This is a genomic window from Lysinibacillus sp. 10T31 (genome assembly GCF_056394365.1).
In genome coordinates this window covers 78341-97137 of record NZ_JBFTHS010000015.1, presented here as the reverse complement: position 1 = coordinate 97137, position 18797 = coordinate 78341, and the positions used below count along the sequence as shown (strand labels likewise).

Sequence of the window (18797 nt, the reverse complement as noted above, 5' to 3'; positions counted from 1 at the left end):
TGGATTATTCCCTGAACGTACTTCTTCAAAAAATTTTTTAACAATTTGCTCTGGTTTCATTTGAACCCTCCGCTATATACATTTTGGCAAGGAAAACTATATCTCCTTCACTTAATAATAGTCCTATAGGAAACAAATAGGAACAATTTACTGCAAATCCCACTATCAAAACCACACCAAGCTCTGCCCTTTAATCACAAAGTGTTTTGGCTGTTTGATGCAGTTTTCAAAGCAAAATAAAAAGCCTTACCGTGCTAGGTGTAAGGCTCGTCTACTGCAGTAATATAATTAATTACGGATTGCTCTTTTTCCAACAAAATAGAACTATTCCGAACTATTCTTTTGTAAAATACTTTGGATCAATTTGATCAATAAGTGAAGAACTTAAAACAGAATAATTCATCATTTTTATTTTCTCTTTATTTGTTGGTTCCTGACTACTTTTTATAAAACTTACCCAATCATTTTCTATCTCACTAATATTTTTCCCGTATACTTCCTCTATTTTTTTTGCTACATTCTTTTTGTTGTATATCTTTTCAAACTTTTCTAATCCATAAGTGTCAATTAAATATTTAATAAATGAAGCTGATGAGATTCTCTAACTTGCTGTAGCGTCTACAAACGCTACGGCTTTTTTATGATATAATTTACAAAAATTACATAACGAGGTAATTCAATGGACATATTTTCAGGATTATCAATTGGCGGAAGTCTACTATATTTCATTCCACCAATGCTATTACTACCTGTTGTAATGGTGGTTTGTGTAAGAATTTATAAAACCTTATTCGGAAAAATATTACCAACTAAGGTTTATAATTTATTACTTGGCCCGATTGCCCTCCTTGGATTCTTTATTTGGGCTATTCCGATGGACATGGGATTTTATGAGTTATTTAGAGCGATATTATAATCGCTCTATTTTCGTTTAATCTTCAAATTGTTCAGTTAATGATTTCAATTCCGCTTGCATCTACATAAAATGAAACTTTTATAACTCTTTTTCGTAAATACATATATAACCAATTCAATGGAGGTGCCTAAATGAAAGATATTTTTAAAGGGATTCTAGCAGTAATCTTAGCCTTAGCTATATGGGATGGAATTAAATACATATGGAATCTTTTTATTTAAACACTGAGAAAACAGCCAATATAGTCCCTCGAAAGACTACATCAAAGATTTCTACATATGAATTGGGATTACCACACTTATCTTTCTAAATATTTTTAGAAATTGCAGAACGATAAAGTTTTTTATTAGCTTCTATATCTCTCCCCTCTTTTATGAATATCATGAACATAAAGACAATAATTTTATGTATCACTAATTAATAACGTCCCCCTTTTTTTCTTGAATGAAAAAAGAGTCACTCATTTTTTTATTTTTCGAATGAGTGACTTTTTATTATTTCAATATTAAAAATCAATAAAGGTAAAAGAAAATCTTTAATAATCTTTCTTCGATCGGTTTTTGTCGGTTAAGTCGGTCTCTTTTTTAACAAAAAGACCCCCATTTCGGATTGGTCTTCATTGTTATTTAATTAGTTTCTGTATATAAATTTAATTGTCTACTCCTTTTACTTCAGAATGACATAATAGAACCGACTTTTATCATCGGCTGAGCCATTAATCCCTTCACCGTTTACATCTGTTACATTTGCTCTTTTTGTTCCTTTTGTTGTAATCACGTATTCACCTTATTCACATTTTCAAATTCTTTATACTTGTCCTGTAGTGTTGTTTTGACAAAAGATAAAATGATCATTAGGGTTCCAAACGTGTAGATAATCAGCACAGTAACCACGAAGCCATAAATCACCGTTAATTCGTCTAAGGTAGAAGCCTTTCGGAAACTCATCATCTTCAGTTAGTATCTCCGATGCTATTGTGATGGAACCTGCTGGAGCTTGTTGTTGCTGTAAAGGATTGTTTGAATTACCCTCAAGCTGATCAAGGTACTCCAGTCTTATGTGAGGCCCTAACTCAAGCGGGCACAATTCCAAACCAAGTTCCCCAGCTCTTTTATAGATTTGAGTCATATTAGCTCCTTCGGGAAAACCAAGGTCTTCAACAGTTAGTTCAACGGTCTGTATGCTGTACTTCGTATCAGAAGTCATAAATTTATCGTCTGCAAATAGCCTCTCTCCATACTCATTCATTAAGATAGAGTGTTGTTGCAATTTCTGGATAAGCTGCGATTTAGTAAGTCCACCAACTTCCACCGTTCTACTTATAAATGTGCAATTAGGATATATTTCATCATTTTCAAAACGCAATTATAGTCACTCCTATCAAATTTTTGTACATAGAAATATTCTACAATTGCCTATAAATTTCCTTGGTCACTAAAAATGAAGAAGCCTTCCGACTACTTCGTCATCTGTCTCAAAATACTATTTCTTACTCTGAAAATTGTCGTACTAGATAGTTTCATTTGCTTGCCAATCGCTCGCATACTATTTCCATTAAGTAATGAAGCACTTCGATTTCCCTGTCTCCTTGTACTAACGAAATACGTTTTTGCACCTCAATAAATACTGGATCACTTGTCCCACCACTTGCTTTTGGTAGTGTTGCCTCAATGCCGTACATAGCAGTTTTTGCACCTATAAAGCTGTTGTTATCAACTTTTGCTACTGGCTATCTAGCTTCTTCAATTGACTCGATTATCCAGCTATAATCCTCAATTCACTTCAATAAATTTTCTTTCATTACCTTATTCTGCACTTGTTTCAAGGTTTGCCCTCCTACGGTGTGATATAATACTTTTGAAAAACCTCAAAGGGCATAAACCAATTCTTAGCTGTAGCGTCTGCAATCGCTGCGGCTTTTTTATGTTATAATTTGGTTAAAAAGGAGCTGTTTCTAATGTACGAATATAAGTTTGTTAAAATTGAGTTTAAAAAAATATCAGGTAGACCTACCGAAGATTATCGAGAAGTAATTAAAAATCACGCAAAAGAAGGTTGGAGATTTATCCAAATCTTAACTCCTGACTTTACTACTGCACCTGGGATGGGTACTTACTATGAACTAATTTTCGAGAGACCACAAAATACATAAAATCTATTTTTCAGGCTATAAACTATACAAACATAGCTACCACGTCATATAAATAGTAATGTAAAGCTAATTTAGCCTTACACCTCCGAATTTTGTTACTAAGGGTCACTCCTATCCCAAGTGACCCTTTTTTGTCTTATTTCACAAAAATATATTTTTTAATGCCTATAGCTGAATGGTTTAACACCTCACTTCTTCTCTAAAGATTATTTCAAAAAATATACATAAAAAGGACAGAAGAGTGTCAAAAATTCCGATTACTTTAAAGTGGATGATTGCTATCGGAATTATTATTATCCTTACTTCATGTTACTTTTTAAAAGACCACCAATAATATAGATGGATAAAATGGACAGTTTACATTTTGTTTGTTGCAGGGATTACATTAACACCATTTGCTAAAGAATCTACTGAAATAAATGTAAAAAACTGGATAAATTTATTGAACAGGCTATCTATGGACAGTCTGTTTTTATCCTGTTTCCCACTTACTGCACATTTACTTTCTATTAACCTTTACAAAATTTTTCACAAAATCCTCAAGAAGGTCTGACCGGGACTTCCATTCTCGAGGATTTTTATTTTTTCTTACTTCCTCCACCTACACAAACGACTAATATGCTCAAGCTCTTGCCCGATGCTTCTTAACTTCCTATAAGTCGTTCATATTCTGCATTTTTGGGTTGGATCATAAGCTCTTCGTTTCGGACATCCTCGGCACTCAAGAAAAGCTATGTGGTCCTGTTGATTGATCAGCCTTGCTCTACGCTGTTTTTCCTTACGAACCGTTAAGCACCCCATTCAACCGTCACCTCCGCACTTGGCTGCTCTGAGTAGAATTTCCGAACATTCATCTCAACTATCTGATAGTCATCATGCCAAATAATTTTGTTGCAAACATCCTTAATGCCCTTAATCAAGTTATCCAAATCAGTCTTTGTTATTGGACGTATTTCACCATTCGCTATAAGCTTCCTCTTAGGTCCTGTACGTAAATTATCAATATCTTCCAAACATCATAGACTGGTAATAATACCAATCGGAAGGAGATTTACAGTGGATAACAATGTTTTTGTCCCAATTTTTACGGCATTCCTCGGTGCCATGGTCTGCTGGATTTCAGTTTTAATTCAAGTAAGAAAAAAGGTTAATAGTGAGTTGCTTATGATAGCAACTCATTTTGTTTTATTGAACATTTTCTTTTCAAAAGCTCTTTACCTATACTCCAAAGTTCCCTATAAACCTTTCAGCATGATGTAACCATTCCAATTTGCATTATTAGCTGGGCCAATAATTTCCCAAATAACGATGATTGCATCTTTATCCGGCAATGCTTCAATTAGTTTAATTTTGCCGTTATCGAACATGTCAGTTTTGGGCTTTATCCAAGTGATTTCGTCCATTTGCCCTCGCCTTTCGTTGTGTCGAACATTTAAATTTTTAATCACAGGCTTAATTAACAAAAAACATATTGTGAAGCATTATCCACTGCATTATTTTTTATCAGACTCAGGTTAGGAAATAAGAAATAATTTCCCGGGTAAGCGCAAGAAATGACAAGTTTAGTCTTACATTCCAGCACCAAGCGACTGATTTCATCGTTATCCTTCATCTGCTCAAAAATCCAAGCAAGCAATAAAACTTTAGTCTGTACATCATTCATCCAATTGCACCACCTATTCTAGTAGATACTCAATTTCAACTGTACCTTCTAACTTCTTTGTAACCCTGCAATATTCGCACTTATCACATCTATGTGGTTTTTTACGTCCTAATTTCACTTCTGTGATGCTCAGTAGCATAATTTGGAAATATTCCTTTTCAAAGTCAAAACGTCCAGAATCGAAGTGTAAAACTGCTTTATCTGGTGTCGATTCTTTTATAACTGCCAGTAATGCCTTTATTTAGAAAGATGATTTCTCGATACACCCACATCTGCAGAACATAATCGAAGGCTTATACGAATGAAACCCAATTGGTTCGATTTTACCGTCATTCGGAAATTTGGTTGCCCCCAAACTCAATCCCGCTAATAACTAATCCCTGTAAGCTCTTTGAGTATCGTGATCTTCCTAACAATACTTAGCAGCCCTTGAACTAGCCTCCCATTATTCAAATGGCTATTTGATGCAGTTTTCATAGCAAAAGAAAAAGCCTCCATCCTAAGATGAAAGCTTTGAAAATTCATAATACTTAAAATACTAACTATAGATATGGAAAATCAAGATATATATGAAAAGCACTTTATATATTTTCCTGTTGATGGTAAATTTATATTAATTGAAACAACTGAAGATATTAAATCAAGTAAAGAAGCACTACTAATTAATTTGAATAAATTTATTTCATGTAAGCAAATTAAAACTTTTTAGAAAATATTTTTTTTACTATTTTTATAGTTATATTTACGCAAGTCAAATGTACTCATGATTACAAGGGGGGTTACATAAATGGGATTTCGTTTCAGAAAAAGCGTTAAAATTGCTCCAGGAGTTAAACTAAATTTAGGTAAGAGAGGCGCTAGTGTCACCGTTGGCAATAAATATGCTAGAACAACATTTGGAAAAAACAGAACTACCCTTTCCAGTTCAATCCCTGGCACTGGTATTTCCTATTCTAAACAAATTACAAAAAGAAACAAACGACCACAACGGATCGCATATGAAAATACCAATAATGCATTGCCTGACATAACCCCAAATATACAAGAAGTTGAAAAATACAATGCTTACATTAATATGTTAACTTCTGTCCATTTAGAAGCTGAAAATGATGTTAATTGGCGTTTAGTTGCTGAGGAAGACATAAAATATTTGTTAAATGAAGGCCCTAATGTAACATCTATTATGAATGAAATTGCTAACTATAAACCTACTTTTCGTGACAAACTTTTTAATCGAATTACTGCCAAGAAAATGATTATTGAAGAAAAGTTACCAGAAGCTAAGAAGCTAGATTTCGAAATCTATCAAAGAAAACAAAGACTAAAAGATGCAGCTTCAAGAATTATAAATGGTGATAGTGATGCATGGATTGTTGCATTGACGGATTATGCACCATTTGATGATATTGAGGGTTTTGGAAGCGACTTAAACTTTGCTATTAATAACAATGAACTTATAGTGAATTTTACTGTTGGGAATGAGGAGGTCGTTCCAACAGATGTTTTAACTCTAACGACAACGAATAAACTCTCACGAAAAAAAATGGGGAAAACAAATTATTTAGCACTTTATCAAGATTACGTTTGTAGTTGTGTTATTCGAATTGCTAGAGAGGTTTTTGCTATCCTCCCTATCGATACAGTACTTATCCATGTTTACGATTTTGCTCAAGCTGACTTACCTCCAAAGAAAGGCTGCATACTTTCAACACGAATAAATAGAGATAATCTAGAAAACTTAGATTTTGAAAACATAGACTGTTCTGATACCATTGAAACATTTGAACATAATATGAAACACCTCAAAACTAAAGGATTTAGATTGGTGGAGGAATTGTAATGAATGGTTGCTTAACTTTAATTATTGTAATAATTGCACTAGCAATAATAATAAATTTCCCTTTATTTACAATAGGAATTGTTTTAATCTGCTGGGGAATATACGAATACAAAATTAATAAAAATCTTAAAGCTAAATCTAAATTAATACCGACTATTATTACACTCGGATGTATATTATCTTTTTCAGGGTGTGCATTAACTTTGACTACTGACACTAAAACAGAGAATGTGGAAAGTTCAAAAAAAGACAAAGAGGATGTAGGCGAAAACAAGGCAAAGCAAGTAGAGACAGCTTCTGTTGAAAATACAACTGACTCACCTACTGCAACATCAGATACAAAGCAAGAATCGGACCAAGCACCACAAATTAAGAAGGAAGAAGAAAAGCAAGAAGTCAAAGAAGAGCCAGTAGTAAATAATGAACAAAATCAGGAAGTAAATAATTCATCTAACACTACTTCCAATCCAGGGGCATCAGGTACTCAGCCTAGTGGTAATTCTCAAGAAACTGTTAATACAGTTACAACACCTAGTACTCCTCAAAAAGAGTACTTTAAAAATTGTACTGAGCTCAGAAAAGTTTATCCAAGTGGAGTCCCTGCTAACCACCCCGCATATGCATCAAAGCATGATCGTGATAAAGATGGTTGGGCTTGTGAACGATAATTATATCAAATTTCTCAATCTAACAATCCAACTTATTACTAAGAGTAATATATTAATAATTAATTAAGGTTTCTCTATTTTGACATATATTCACTATAATTATATTATTGGTTGGAAACTTTCCACCTTACATCTATTATGTTAACTTCTTTAGGAACTTTAATAATTGCAACTATCACTAAAATTGTTTTAACTGTACTAACAAGAATGTTAGTGGACTATAAAAAAGCCCAGGCTCAAATTAATTGAGTTTCTGGGTTTTTTAGTAGAATAATATTAATTTTGTTCATAATTTGTTTCAACATAATCGATTCCTTTAGCAGTAATCATCGTTACTGCAAAATAATCATTTCCCATGTCTACAATATAAATATATTCAAATGTAACAAGATAATTATAAGCTATTCTTCACCATTTCTTTTCCCGCATAGTTCATTTGTTTTACAGATTAAACTGTTATTCGGACTAGTTGAAAAATAATTACTATATAGTTGTTCTTAGATTTCTTATATTCTTTCGTTGCTTCTATATCTCATATTTCTACTACTGATTTTCTATTTGTATGATTACATACACTAACTGGCTTAGTTGCATGTCCTTGGTCGTCTGTACACCAAGACTGTGATTGGAATGCAAGGAATATACCAACCCATCTATTTTCTTCCTCAAAATGAATGAATACACCACCATCTTGCCATATCCCGTCGTCTTGCCTAAAATCCCTACTATTTCCTTGATTCATATGAATATCATGAATGCCTCTGCCTGGAGAAAAACCAAAATATTTATCTCTTTCGTTTTCATTTTTAAATTTTTCTCCGTAAGCGTAAACTGTAGCTTTTTTAGTCATTGCCTCTTGCATATATTTATTGACTTTCTCATTTAAGTCATTGTCTGGACCATTTTTTGTAGCAGGTAGAGGAATCATTTTTTGTGGATCAAATAAGCCACCACGAATATAATCTAATGCAATTTCGCGATTTTCATTTGTAACTTCTGTGAAACCTTCTTCGTAATTTGGAATAATTGTTATTTGATTCGAGTTAAAATCTTCGCTAACAAAATATAGGACTTCTGAAGGCTTTACCTTTGAGGCAACATTAATTGCAATCCTATAATTCTCCTCGCTTTTATCCTTCTTTGTTGCTCGGATATGCACTTCGTAATGAGGGGTCTTGTCAAATGAATCCACAGGTCTCACGTCAACAACTTTACCTTTTAGCACTCCATATTTGAATAATGGCATAGAACTATAACCTCCAATTTAATAGATTTTCTCCATCCTTATCTCACCTTAACTAGATTAATTTTTGTTTGATAATCGTCAGAATGAAATCATCTTGGTATACTTTGAAGTTAGTCTAAATGAAATGAACTCTAATTATCATTATTACTCAAATAAGCGATACTATCTTCATCTTGCTTGATTAGCCCTAGTTTCCTCAGACTTTTTTACGGTTACCTTACTAAAATACTCACTTGTTTTAACTCACTTTATAATATTTATTCTATCATTCCTAAAAATGGAACTTCAATCATTTATTCACGCCAAATTTCGACGTCCGTAACGACACTTTAATAGTTTAAATTGTTCTTGAGATTGTTGACGCAGTGTGACCTTTTTATTGGTGAGAATATTCAATTCCAGTTAAGCTTTGCAAAACATTTAACAAGAGCAAATAAAAGTTAAAAAATTTGTTGATTTTTCCTGTTTTTTGTTTTATATTTACATTATCCATGTGCTGTTTAACAGGTAACTGTTAGGCAGCTTTTTATTTAATCCAAGGATCTGCCAAGCTATTATTAATTAGGATAAGTAATCTGCTGTTTAATCCCGCTAAAGATTAGGCAACTTTTTTATTGCCAGCATGTAATAATTATTGGTACACCAATGCTATAATGATTAACCTACATATCACTTTATGTTTTTGATCTAGGCAAGGATCTTTCACTAACTATTTCAGCCTCTGCTACACCACTTATACCAAGCGTTCTCAACAATCTATTTTTTTATTTTGAACATTTGGCACCTCTACCTGTTCCAGTCCATTAATGACCCTATCCACTTCCATGTAATCAATTTTCTGATTAACACGCTTCTAAACTACGAATAATGTCATATGCTCGTTAATCGCAACACTACAATCTTCCATGTTCACTTTAACTTTCACTACACCGATAGTTTCTTGATTATTTTCATGAAAACCACCATATTAAGTCTCCATTCCATACATTACGCTAGCAGTGTTTAGCTTAGCTATGCTCCTTTTTCAGTCCAGGGATATAAAGAAATGCATATTTTAGGCTTTCATCATTTTGATGAATGGCTTTGAATTGTTTTTTAACTTTCGCCAGTTAAGTGCATAAAATTTTTACCTCTCAGCTAATTGAGATGATGTTAAAACTTCATGATTTTTATCAGGGTATCTTCTTTTTTGTCGAGTATTTATCAATAAAGGAGTTGTTTTGAATGTCTTCAGAAAAAGTATCTATCGGTCTTACACAATTTACAGACTTTACTTTCAAAGGCGTTACTGGTAAAACCTCAATGGTTAGACAAATAAAATATCAAGATGAATACAATCCTGCTTTTGATTACTGGAAACCTTTACGGGATGGTATCCGAAAATTTCATGAGAAAGAATTTAGTAACGATTACCTACTTTCTCTTGCTAACAAGGCTTCTCAAGCTAAACAAAAGAATTACTTGGAAGCAGTCAAAGCGCATTTAAAATTTATTAAAAATAAAGAAATTGAATGGTTTGAACCAGGCAAATCCAATTGGAATAGCGAATTTTTAACTGTACGTTCATCACCAGAACTTGGATTAAAGATTGATGGTGTTCCACACTTAATCAAGTTATATTTCAAAGGCAAGGACGAACGAATTGATAAAAATAAATGCCGCTCCTGTTTGACACTCTTAAATCAATCTGATTTCACCATTGAGCATTCTCCTGATATAAAACCGGCAATTTTAAACGTCCAAAAAGGTAAATTGATTTCAGATGAAGCCTTAACCGAAGATCATCTAATTGCGCTTGAGTCTGAAGCAGCACAATTTATGGTCATCTGGAACAAAATTTAATGAGGCTTTAATTTACTTTGGTTAATTTCTCGTACAGAACAAAGAGAGTATAAATTCTAATTTATAATTATTTAGTACCGAAAAAGTTACTAGGGATACCACAATAAAAGGCCACTTTTAAACGAGTGGCCTTTTTTGTATCTTCTTTTCGATTCATATTAATTCATAATATAGAAATAACAAGCCTCATACTAGTTAATGAAGGCTTTGTTCCCCCGATATATCTATTTATAAGTTAGCTCACTTTTACACACACAGCACACTTAGCTAGACGTGTACATAAAACTTTGAATTGTCACAAATGCCGAAAATAAAAATACCCCGATTAATAACCAACCATAAACTTTTCTCTCACTCTGAAATTCTTTAATTGCTAAAGTTAACATAAATAATCCTAAGAAAAATATCATTAAAAAATTCAGTTGATAATCGCGTGTGATAAGTCCATACGCTGAGAGAGATATTGTTATGATTGAAAAAACAATTTGTGAAATTTTTAGCAAACTTCCCACTCCCCTTTAAACTGCCTTTTCATTAATAGAATTTTGAAATATTCTTATTTTATCATACAACAAAAACTAGGTTTTAGAAATAAATGACAATAACTTGCGAGTTTATGGATGAAGGTTAGTCGTCTGTCTGTCCTGTGATGAAACTTACCGTGTAGCACTACCACCGTTGTACAATACAAATCACAAACTATCATACATGTTTTACATACTTGCAGTGTTAAAAAGAAAGAGACTCACATATTTCTTGATCTTTTGCATATCATTAAAATGGGTTATAGAGGTAAAAGTGATGACAGAAATTGAAACTCTTGGTGAATCGAATCATAGTATAATTACAGTTACAGTAATTCACATAATGAGGTGATATTATGGAAAAGGATGAATTGATCTGCAAGACTTGTGGTTACAACTCTTTTGCAACTGGTCAACTTGGTCATGGTCGTTTTACGACAGACGGTAATATTAGACCTATAGGATCTTTAATCGCTTCTGGTTCTCCACTCATTTTTTCATTTTGTAAAAATTGTGGTGAGGTGACATCGATTAAAGTAGCTAAACCGGAAAAATTCAATTAATCCCTCGCACCAGGGCCACTTCCAATCGAGTGAGCCTTTATCAAGTTTCTTTCTGCATACTGTTCAATAAATCATCAAACTTCTTTATAAGAATCAAAAAGTTTAATGAACGCCGGAATGGCTCCTTCATTCAAAGAATACATCTCGTTTAAATAAAACCTACCTGTATTTGTGCTAGCGTAAATCCATAAATCAATCTTATCTTTTGAGCCATTCTCGTATATTACTTCAAGCTCATATAATGGACCTTCATCTGTATGACGTCCTGATAAAATAATGGCATTGTGCATTGCATCTTTAATAACGTTGATTTCAACAGCATTTTCAATTTCTCGTCTATTGAACTCAATGTTTGCACCTCGTCCACTGACAATTATTTTTCGAATTTCACCCACAAATTCAAAAGTTTTGACTTCAGTTTTTACTCCTTCACTGCACCCTACGAGAAGCAACAAAACCATTAACATAACCATTCTTTTCACTAAATCTCAAACCTCCTAGACTTGAAATTTAAAGCATATTTACCAACCGCTAGAATTCCCACTATTTATGGTCTTTCTGATACGCTCCTCCTATTGTCAGCAATGGAATATATCCATAGTTTCTATAATATCCTAATTATGTTATCTTATCACTAATCGACATCCAAATATCAGGAGCTGCGATGCCATGAAAACTTCTTCTTCAATCGGGAAATTCATTTTTTGGATAGGCTTCTTTTTATGTATAAGTGGACTTGAAACGTCGCTCGGTACATTTGAATACAATTCATTCATTCCGAATAAATCTGTAGTACTACTATACATTTTTATTGGAATTGCTTTAATGATATCTTCTAACTTTATAAAAAGTAGAATTAATCAATAAGTTTACCCTTAGTGCATATTATCTTTCAGTCATGATCTATGTTTGCATTCAAGAAAAGTAGTAAATGAAAAATTATTTATCGGAGGAATTATCATGTTAATTAGAAGTGCAAAAGTTCAAGATTGTCATCTATTAAGCAATTTAGCCTATAAGTCAAAAGCCTACTGGGGATATACAGAAGATTTTCTACAACAATGTAAAGATGATATAACTGTAACAAAAGAGTACATAGAAGAAAATTCAGTTTACGTATTGGAGCGTGACAACAAGATAATAGCATTTTATAGCTTTACTATATATGAAATGAAATTAGATGCATTATTCATAGACCCTGATTATATCGGTAAAGGATTTGGGAGAATACTATGGGATCATTTATTAAATAAAGCAATTGATTTAGGAATAAGCGAGTTTACTCTTGATAGTGAACCGAACGCAGAAGGTTTTTATTTAAAAATGGGAGCAAAAAATATTGGCTCTACACCATCTACTGTGTTTCCTAACCGTCATCTTCCTTTAATGAAAGTTAATGTTTTTAATTTATTGAATGTTAAGTAAAGACCAAGACAGCAATTAAGCTATCTTGCTTTTTATGCGTACAATAAAAGAAAGCGTATTCGACCTTTCCGAATACGCTTCTATTTTCTAAAATCGCCCCATTATTTAATTTACCTCCACTAATTCAGACTTCCTTTTATGTAAATAATTCGAATAAAATAATATGATTAATACTAGACCTACTATAAATGAGAAATTCCCTATTTTCAGAAAAACGATCTTTGTATAATTGTCTAACGGAGTCAATTGGAAAATAAAATATAACGTCAAAGGTATACCCACTAGAGAAACGAATAATATATTTTTATTTTTCCAGAAACCAAATAAGGTTTTTATGAAATAAGTGAAAAAAATCCAAAGACTAAAAACTATTAAAGCATGAGATATTCTATCAGCTAATTGTCCCTTCAGTACAGTTAAAAAAAGAATAGAAAACACGACTAACGAAATAAATGGAGCAATCACAATTAACATATCCATTCTTTTAATTGGTAAATGTAACTTTGAATCAGCCACCAATGACAATGATGCTCTTTGTAAATATAAAAATAAGCAAGCAATCAAAATCAATCCTACATATAACATGATAATACCTTCCTTCATCCCTTTATCCTAATAAAGGAAACTTGTTTTTGTTAAAAATATAGAATGTTATCCTATATTTATTGCTACAATACACTATCATTTTTCTTATTCGAGTATTGGGTTTTGTTGCATTTAAAGCAAATTCCCACCAAAAAGAGCGAATTCTAAGCTCAATAGTATCTAATGCAAGTTATCCTCCACGAAATTACACCACGCCAATTTTTTAATACTCCTGTAACTCTTACTGTTGTCTACATTTATAGCTCGTTCAACGCATAAAAAAGCCCTCCACTGATATGTGAAATGCTCGATCTTTATAGTTCACTTAATAGTTTTTATAAATATAATCAATTCCGGACTTACATTTTTCAACAGGAGGGGAACCAGCTCCCCCCTTTCTTTTATTAGTGAACAACCTTTTTATTGACTAGCTTGGTACTACCAAAAGCAATTACTAACGCTATTAAAGAAATAACAAGTGGCGGAATAAAGCTTGTATTTCCAAACACTACTTGTGATGATAAAGTCGAAGCCTCTTCCCATCGTATGCTTGGCGTATAGAACATTGTTAATAGCATACCTGATAGCACTTGCAATACTACAAATGCTAACGTGAAACTCCCTGCAAATAATAAGTATTTTTTCAAGTTAATCCTTCCCCACCCGTATGTTACTACATCTTATGTTTAAATAAGTTGCGCAATATTCTATTTATCGTCAAAAAATATGCCCTAATTCTTTGTTTTTTAATCAACTTCTTTTTAATTTTTTCAATGTCACTTAGTCGATTATTCATTTCATCCATACGTTTCTGTAATAGAACGGCATTTTGTTTTCCGATTTCAACATTTCTTCTTTTCGCTTTTCCTTTTAAAAGCGTAATAAATTATTATAATAATGATAAATGGTAATATATAGAACGATATTACTTAGAAGAAACCAACGATATTACTAAAAATATGGCTAATCATTTTCAATCTCCCTAAGGGTAGCACAAAAAAAGAATTATCTATTATCATTCTTTACGACAATACTTAAAATATCTCTTATTATATCAATAACAACTTCTGGCTTATCAAAATGTATCGCATGCCCAGCATCTTCAACGACAATATGTTGCTTATTTATTGACAAGTTTGCAAGCTCTTCCTGAAGTCTCATCCAAGCAGCCATTGATTCCTTTGTGTGAATAGGCTGCAAACCTCCTGTAACGACAATCAATGGAATATTCCCAAAAGATTTAGAAGTACGAACTTGCTCAAAACTTTCTTCAATCTCATTAAGAGATCCTTCTATAGTAAATTGATTATAATACGCATCCTGAACTTCTTTTGTAAATAAGGGAGGCAATATAATATTTTGATCCTCATGAGATGAATCTAAGAGAACTACTCCTGCTACTTCCTCTGGATAGTTACTTGCAAATAATCTTACATTTAATCCTCCTATTGAGTGACCTACTAATATATATGGAGGCTTTACACCTGCTTTTTTAAGTAATATACGCAAGTTATCGACACTTTGTCTACTATGTCGAGGTCTGTCATCCATTTCACTTTTTCCGATTCCTGCTCTGTCATAAATAAACATTCTTGAGAACTTTGATACTTCATCTTTAATCGAATTCCAGTTTTCTAAAGTAACTCCATACCCAGATTCGAAAACTACAGTTGGACCTTCGTTATGCTCCCCTAACAATTCATAGTATAGTTCAATGCCACCTATATCTAATTTTCCCCCTGTTTTATTTTCAATAAATTCACTCATATTTAATCCCCCTTTTTATCAAAATTTTAATTTAAAAACCATAGAGTTTAAAACTTTTTCTAATTAAAAAACGGTGAAAATTAAGCGTTTATTTGTTCTTTTCACAGAAGAAAATGTTTATAAAGGATAGATCGTTCAAGTTTCTCTATAAGATAAAGTTCATGGAAGAGTTACATTCAGCAATTTCAGTACTAGTATCCTTAATCGCTATAATTAGCACTTTTAATTAACTCATCTAAATTAGTCCAATTTTGCCCTTTAATACTGTCAAATATATTTCTTCATTTCATCATTAAATATACCATATTTCCAGAATGATATAACTCTTGCTATTATTCAGATAAAAAATCCACCTTTTCCCTATCACTAAAAATTCCTACCTAAGATAGATTGAGTAGCAATTTACATTTCAAGAGCGATGTTATCATCGCTCTTGAAATCTTCGCTTTTCCGCTAAAGAGGCTCTGAAATTCTCTAGGAATCATATTGACCATAAAAACTTCGATACGACAAACTCAGATTAATCTCAAGGGAAAAAGCCAAGCCCAATACTATCGTTTAACCTTTAAACCAAGTAATTCAGCAAAGCCAATTGCTTGTTCAGTGGAAACTACACAACCACTTAAATTCTTTATTGTTACATTTAAACGTTCAAAAGTGCATGTACTGATATCTACATTATTTAGAGGCGTATCGCTAAAATCAACTTCATCAATATTACAGCGTTCAAATTTCACTTTTTTAAATTGGCAATCGTAATAGCTTGTCCCACGTAATGATGACTGATCAAAACAAATCTGTTTTAATCTTGCTACTCCAAAGTTACACAAATTCATTACACAACCTTCAAAAGAGACGTTTCCTAAATTAGCATCTGAGAAATCAACACCTAACAACTTACAGTTTCTAAATGTAACCCGATGTATAATACCTTCGTTGAATTTTGAGTTAGATAAATCGCAGTTTTCAAAGATTACATCAGTCATATCAATTTTATTGAAGTGCCAGTTAGTCAAAGATACTTTTTGAAACATAACTTTAGATACAATTAAACGTTCTATACTATCATTCTCTCTATTTATATTCGTAATCAGTTGATTCGATAGATAAGGTTCTTCATCGTAAAAAATGTCTTCAAAAGTTCCTTGAGCCAAATCATTTGGAATTAGTGGAAGTTCAATTTTAAATTTTGTAGTCATTCTATTTGTCCTTTCTCACTTTTATTGCGCTACATAATATATTTTACATGAAAATCCTATTATCTTTCATATGTATATAAATAAATTCAAAGTACCACAACCGAAAGATTGTGGCAGGAAATTTTATACGTCTTCCTTTTTATTTATTACGTTTTGAGGAAGTGTTTTCGTTGTGTTGTTTTTCATTATTTGCATTGTTCATTTGTTCTTTAGTTAGATCATTTTCTTCTCGCACATCTAAATCATCTGGACTCAAATCTGCTCCAATTTCTACTTGGTCTTCTTCACTTTTATTGCGCTTTTCTTTTGTCAAAATTATCACCTCCGATATATAAATTATCCATTTTGGCGTAAATTATACTTGTCAGAATGTAACCTTAATGTTACTTTATTTCCTCGATGATAAACTATTCTGGTCTCATTTAGGAAGTACCATTTCAACGAAGTTCATTGTAATATGAGAATTGATTAAATATAAGGAGAAATAACTTATGGCTGAAAAATATGTACACCACATTTGCATACAAACGAATACATATGATGAATCTTTAAATTTTTACATCGAAGTATTAGGATTTGAACTAGCACAGGAGTCACCAAATTTCCACGATAGACATTTTAATACTTGGTTAAAGCTCGGAGCCTTTTATATCGAACTCCAAACTGGGAAGTATAATGAAGACCTTGATACATGCAATTCAAATGCTCAAGGCATTGTACATATCTGTTTATGGGTTGACAATCTTAGTCAAGAAGTAGAACGATTGAAGGATATGGATGTTCATTTTATTCGAAAAAATGATGAAATTATAAGGTTGAAAATGGCCAGCTTTGTAAGTTACTAGCGCCTGAAGGAACTATTATAGAAATTCGCGATAATAAAGGAATTTAACGTGATCAGGGGATTTTCTTCATCCCTCTTCGTTTTTTTCTGAAATACGCCAGGTCTCATTATAAAAATGAGTCCTGGCCTTTTGTTTGGATAGCTAAATGTAGCTACCCTAAGTTCTTCACTGCTTATAATCCTCTCATTTTTTGTCCAAGCTATAAACAAAACCCTTTACTCCGCAAAATTACACAGAATTTCTAAAAGTAGGGATCAAAAAATGAAGAAAAAATTTATGTTAATAGTAAGTTTAACAGCTGTACTATTACTCTCTGGATGTTGGGATGTTACTGAACCACAAAGAATGTACTATATTGACGGAATTGGTATCGATTATAAAGATGGCCAATATGAAATATATATGCAAATCATTAATTTTGCGAATGTAGCTAAATCTGAAGGGCCTACTCCTCAAGCAGCACCATCAGAAATTGGATATGCTAAAGGGAAAACGATGGAAGAAGCCTTTTTTAAATTATATCGCTCCATCGACCAAAAAGTATTCTGGGGACATATGACTTTTATTCTTTTCTCTGAGGATGCCTTGAAAAATAAGAATTCCATTCCTGTTGTTGACAGTTTTTTACGTCATCGGGCAACGAGATATCAAATATTAACTTTTGTTACAAAAGACCCTATTAAAGATGTTCTTTTAGTTACACCGTTATTAAATAAATCATTAACAGCTTCAAAACTAAGCAATCCATTGCATACGAAAGAGCTACAAACATATGTAGAGCCCGTTGATTTAAGAAAACTTATCATCTTCTTAGATGAGCCGAGTCATGAAGTGAATGTTCCACTTGTAACAATTAACAAAAACTGGGAAACGACTGATAAACCAACAACGGAAACTGCATTAACAGGTTTCGGAGTAGTTTCAAAGGATGGATTTAAAGGCTTTTTAAATGATGGGGATGCAAGAGGAATCCAATGGATGTATCATAAAAAAACTCGAGGAGACGTAACCATTAAATTAGACAATAAAGAAAAAGAATACCTAACAGTTGATTTAGAAAAATTAAGTACAAAAATTAAACCAATTGTAAAAAACAATGAAGTAACATTTGAAGCTGAAATAAAATTAAATGCAATCATCAATGGTTTCAAAGGAAAAGTAAACACTGACGAAATAAGAGAAGGTATTATTAAGGCGGTTAAAAAAGATATAAAATCATCATATGAAGAAGGACTAAAACTGGATGTTGATGTTTTCCGCTTATCAGAGCAGCTATATCGAAAAAACGTAAAGGCATGGAAAAAAGTACAGAAGGATGGCAAAATACCATTGACAGCAGACTCACTTAGTAAAATAAGTATTACCGTAAATAAAGTTAATCCTGGTCGAAAAACATTTGCTGAAACAATTAATGAATAGCTATAACAATTAGGCCTAGGCATAATTGTAGCTGTCGCACAGATAAATTGCCACAGGATGACTGAGTTTCTCTATTTCAGTGGATATTTGGACACCCGCTGAAAAAGCGTAAAGCACATTTGTGTCAGCTATCTAACGATATA

Annotated in this window: 24 protein-coding genes; 10 read left to right on the top strand and 14 right to left on the bottom strand. The window is 32.5% G+C overall.

The window, feature by feature from the left end:
- Nucleotides 1-679 precede the first annotated feature (679 nt).
- Nucleotides 680-916, top strand: coding sequence for a hypothetical protein (locus AC1DCY_RS11040; RefSeq protein ID WP_477350044.1), 237 nt, complete (start codon nt 680-682; stop codon nt 914-916).
- An 807-nt stretch (nt 917-1723) separates the two neighbouring features.
- Here AC1DCY_RS11040 and AC1DCY_RS11035 read toward each other — a convergent pair.
- Both AC1DCY_RS11035 and AC1DCY_RS11030 read right to left on the bottom strand, forming a co-directional pair.
- The gene (locus AC1DCY_RS11035; protein WP_477350043.1) at nt 1724-2281 is read right to left on the bottom strand and encodes a helicase; all 558 of its coding nucleotides are present in this window, start codon (nt 2279-2281) and stop codon (nt 1724-1726) included.
- Nucleotides 2282-2435: 154 nt separating this feature from the next.
- Nucleotides 2436-2597 (bottom strand): hypothetical protein, encoded by a 162-nt coding sequence (locus tag AC1DCY_RS11030; protein ID WP_477350041.1) that lies wholly within the window; start codon nt 2595-2597, stop codon nt 2436-2438.
- A gap of 276 nt (nt 2598-2873) precedes the next feature.
- Here AC1DCY_RS11030 and AC1DCY_RS11025 point away from each other — a divergent pair, with 276 nt between their 5' ends.
- On the top strand, nt 2874-3068 hold the full coding sequence (locus AC1DCY_RS11025) for a DUF4177 domain-containing protein (RefSeq protein WP_054771472.1): 195 nt from the start codon (nt 2874-2876) through the stop codon (nt 3066-3068).
- A 788-nt stretch (nt 3069-3856) separates the two neighbouring features.
- On the opposite strand, the gene AC1DCY_RS11020 is transcribed toward AC1DCY_RS11025, so the two are convergent.
- From AC1DCY_RS11020 to AC1DCY_RS11005, 4 genes are all read right to left on the bottom strand, one after another.
- On the bottom strand, nt 3857-4081 hold the full coding sequence (locus AC1DCY_RS11020; RefSeq protein ID WP_477350039.1) for a RusA family crossover junction endodeoxyribonuclease: 225 nt from the start codon (nt 4079-4081) through the stop codon (nt 3857-3859).
- A 222-nt stretch (nt 4082-4303) separates the two neighbouring features.
- Complete coding sequence (locus AC1DCY_RS11015) at nt 4304-4471, bottom strand: phage replisome organizer N-terminal domain-containing protein (RefSeq protein ID WP_477350037.1); 168 nt, start codon at nt 4469-4471, stop codon at nt 4304-4306.
- A gap of 53 nt (nt 4472-4524) precedes the next feature.
- On the bottom strand, nt 4525-4731 hold the full coding sequence (locus AC1DCY_RS11010; RefSeq protein ID WP_477350035.1) for a hypothetical protein: 207 nt from the start codon (nt 4729-4731) through the stop codon (nt 4525-4527).
- Nucleotides 4732-4744: 13 nt separating this feature from the next.
- Nucleotides 4745-4951, bottom strand: coding sequence for a PD-(D/E)XK nuclease-like domain-containing protein (locus tag AC1DCY_RS11005; RefSeq protein ID WP_477350053.1), 207 nt, complete (start codon nt 4949-4951; stop codon nt 4745-4747).
- Nucleotides 4952-5518: 567 nt separating this feature from the next.
- Between AC1DCY_RS11005 and AC1DCY_RS11000 the strand changes: the two genes are divergently transcribed.
- Together AC1DCY_RS11000 and AC1DCY_RS10995 are read left to right on the top strand one after the other, a co-directional pair.
- The gene (locus tag AC1DCY_RS11000; RefSeq protein WP_477350033.1) at nt 5519-6571 is read left to right on the top strand and encodes a DUF4236 domain-containing protein; all 1053 of its coding nucleotides are present in this window, start codon (nt 5519-5521) and stop codon (nt 6569-6571) included.
- The gene (locus AC1DCY_RS10995; protein WP_477350031.1) at nt 6571-7239 is read left to right on the top strand and encodes an excalibur calcium-binding domain-containing protein; all 669 of its coding nucleotides are present in this window, start codon (nt 6571-6573) and stop codon (nt 7237-7239) included. The genes AC1DCY_RS11000 and AC1DCY_RS10995 overlap by 1 nt, the downstream gene beginning before the upstream one ends.
- 532 nt (nt 7240-7771) lie before the next feature.
- On the opposite strand, the gene AC1DCY_RS10990 is transcribed toward AC1DCY_RS10995, so the two are convergent.
- Nucleotides 7772-8485: a DUF2278 family protein gene (locus tag AC1DCY_RS10990; RefSeq protein WP_477350029.1), complete on the bottom strand. Its 714-nt coding sequence runs from the start codon at nt 8483-8485 to the stop codon at nt 7772-7774.
- Between the two features lie 1224 nt (nt 8486-9709).
- Here AC1DCY_RS10990 and AC1DCY_RS10985 point away from each other — a divergent pair.
- The gene (locus AC1DCY_RS10985) at nt 9710-10327 is read left to right on the top strand and encodes a hypothetical protein (protein WP_477350027.1); all 618 of its coding nucleotides are present in this window, start codon (nt 9710-9712) and stop codon (nt 10325-10327) included.
- Between the two features lie 263 nt (nt 10328-10590).
- Here AC1DCY_RS10985 and AC1DCY_RS10980 read toward each other — a convergent pair whose 3' ends face one another.
- Nucleotides 10591-10737, bottom strand: a complete 147-nt coding sequence (locus AC1DCY_RS10980) for a DUF3953 domain-containing protein (protein WP_477350051.1) — start codon at nt 10735-10737, stop codon at nt 10591-10593.
- Between the two features lie 470 nt (nt 10738-11207).
- On the opposite strand from AC1DCY_RS10980, the gene AC1DCY_RS10975 reads away from it, so the two are divergent.
- Nucleotides 11208-11414, top strand: a complete 207-nt coding sequence (locus tag AC1DCY_RS10975; RefSeq protein ID WP_477350025.1) for a hypothetical protein — start codon at nt 11208-11210, stop codon at nt 11412-11414.
- A 74-nt stretch (nt 11415-11488) separates the two neighbouring features.
- Here the strand turns inward: AC1DCY_RS10975 and AC1DCY_RS10970 are convergent, their stop codons facing one another.
- On the bottom strand, nt 11489-11887 hold the full coding sequence (locus AC1DCY_RS10970; RefSeq protein ID WP_477350049.1) for a YhfM domain-containing protein: 399 nt from the start codon (nt 11885-11887) through the stop codon (nt 11489-11491).
- A 196-nt stretch (nt 11888-12083) separates the two neighbouring features.
- Between AC1DCY_RS10970 and AC1DCY_RS10965 the strand changes: the two genes are divergently transcribed.
- Nucleotides 12084-12281 (top strand): hypothetical protein, encoded by a 198-nt coding sequence (locus tag AC1DCY_RS10965; protein ID WP_477350023.1) that lies wholly within the window; start codon nt 12084-12086, stop codon nt 12279-12281.
- A gap of 93 nt (nt 12282-12374) precedes the next feature.
- The gene (locus AC1DCY_RS10960) at nt 12375-12839 is read left to right on the top strand and encodes a GNAT family N-acetyltransferase (protein ID WP_477350021.1); all 465 of its coding nucleotides are present in this window, start codon (nt 12375-12377) and stop codon (nt 12837-12839) included.
- Nucleotides 12840-12944: 105 nt separating this feature from the next.
- On the opposite strand, the gene AC1DCY_RS10955 is transcribed toward AC1DCY_RS10960, so the two are convergent.
- From AC1DCY_RS10955 to AC1DCY_RS10935, 5 genes are all read right to left on the bottom strand, one after another.
- Nucleotides 12945-13442, bottom strand: a complete 498-nt coding sequence (locus tag AC1DCY_RS10955; RefSeq protein ID WP_477350019.1) for a hypothetical protein — start codon at nt 13440-13442, stop codon at nt 12945-12947.
- A gap of 386 nt (nt 13443-13828) precedes the next feature.
- The gene (locus AC1DCY_RS10950; RefSeq protein WP_477350017.1) at nt 13829-14071 is read right to left on the bottom strand and encodes a hypothetical protein; all 243 of its coding nucleotides are present in this window, start codon (nt 14069-14071) and stop codon (nt 13829-13831) included.
- Between the two features lie 358 nt (nt 14072-14429).
- Nucleotides 14430-15191 carry an alpha/beta fold hydrolase gene (locus tag AC1DCY_RS10945; RefSeq protein ID WP_477350015.1) on the bottom strand — a complete coding sequence of 254 codons (762 nt, stop codon included), beginning with the start codon at nt 15189-15191 and terminating at the stop codon, nt 14430-14432.
- A 551-nt stretch (nt 15192-15742) separates the two neighbouring features.
- A complete protein-coding gene (locus AC1DCY_RS10940; protein ID WP_477350013.1) occupies nt 15743-16390 on the bottom strand; it encodes a pentapeptide repeat-containing protein in 648 nt (215 codons plus the stop codon).
- Nucleotides 16391-16529: 139 nt separating this feature from the next.
- Entirely contained in the window at nt 16530-16712 is a 183-nt protein-coding gene (locus AC1DCY_RS10935) for a hypothetical protein (protein WP_477350011.1), read from the bottom strand.
- Between the two features lie 169 nt (nt 16713-16881).
- On the opposite strand from AC1DCY_RS10935, the gene AC1DCY_RS10930 reads away from it, so the two are divergent.
- A complete protein-coding gene (locus AC1DCY_RS10930) occupies nt 16882-17235 on the top strand; it encodes a VOC family protein (protein ID WP_477350009.1) in 354 nt (117 codons plus the stop codon).
- Between the two features lie 261 nt (nt 17236-17496).
- Nucleotides 17497-18654, top strand: coding sequence for a Ger(x)C family spore germination protein (locus AC1DCY_RS10925; RefSeq protein ID WP_477350007.1), 1158 nt, complete (start codon nt 17497-17499; stop codon nt 18652-18654).
- The last annotated feature ends 143 nt before the right edge of the window (nt 18655-18797 follow it).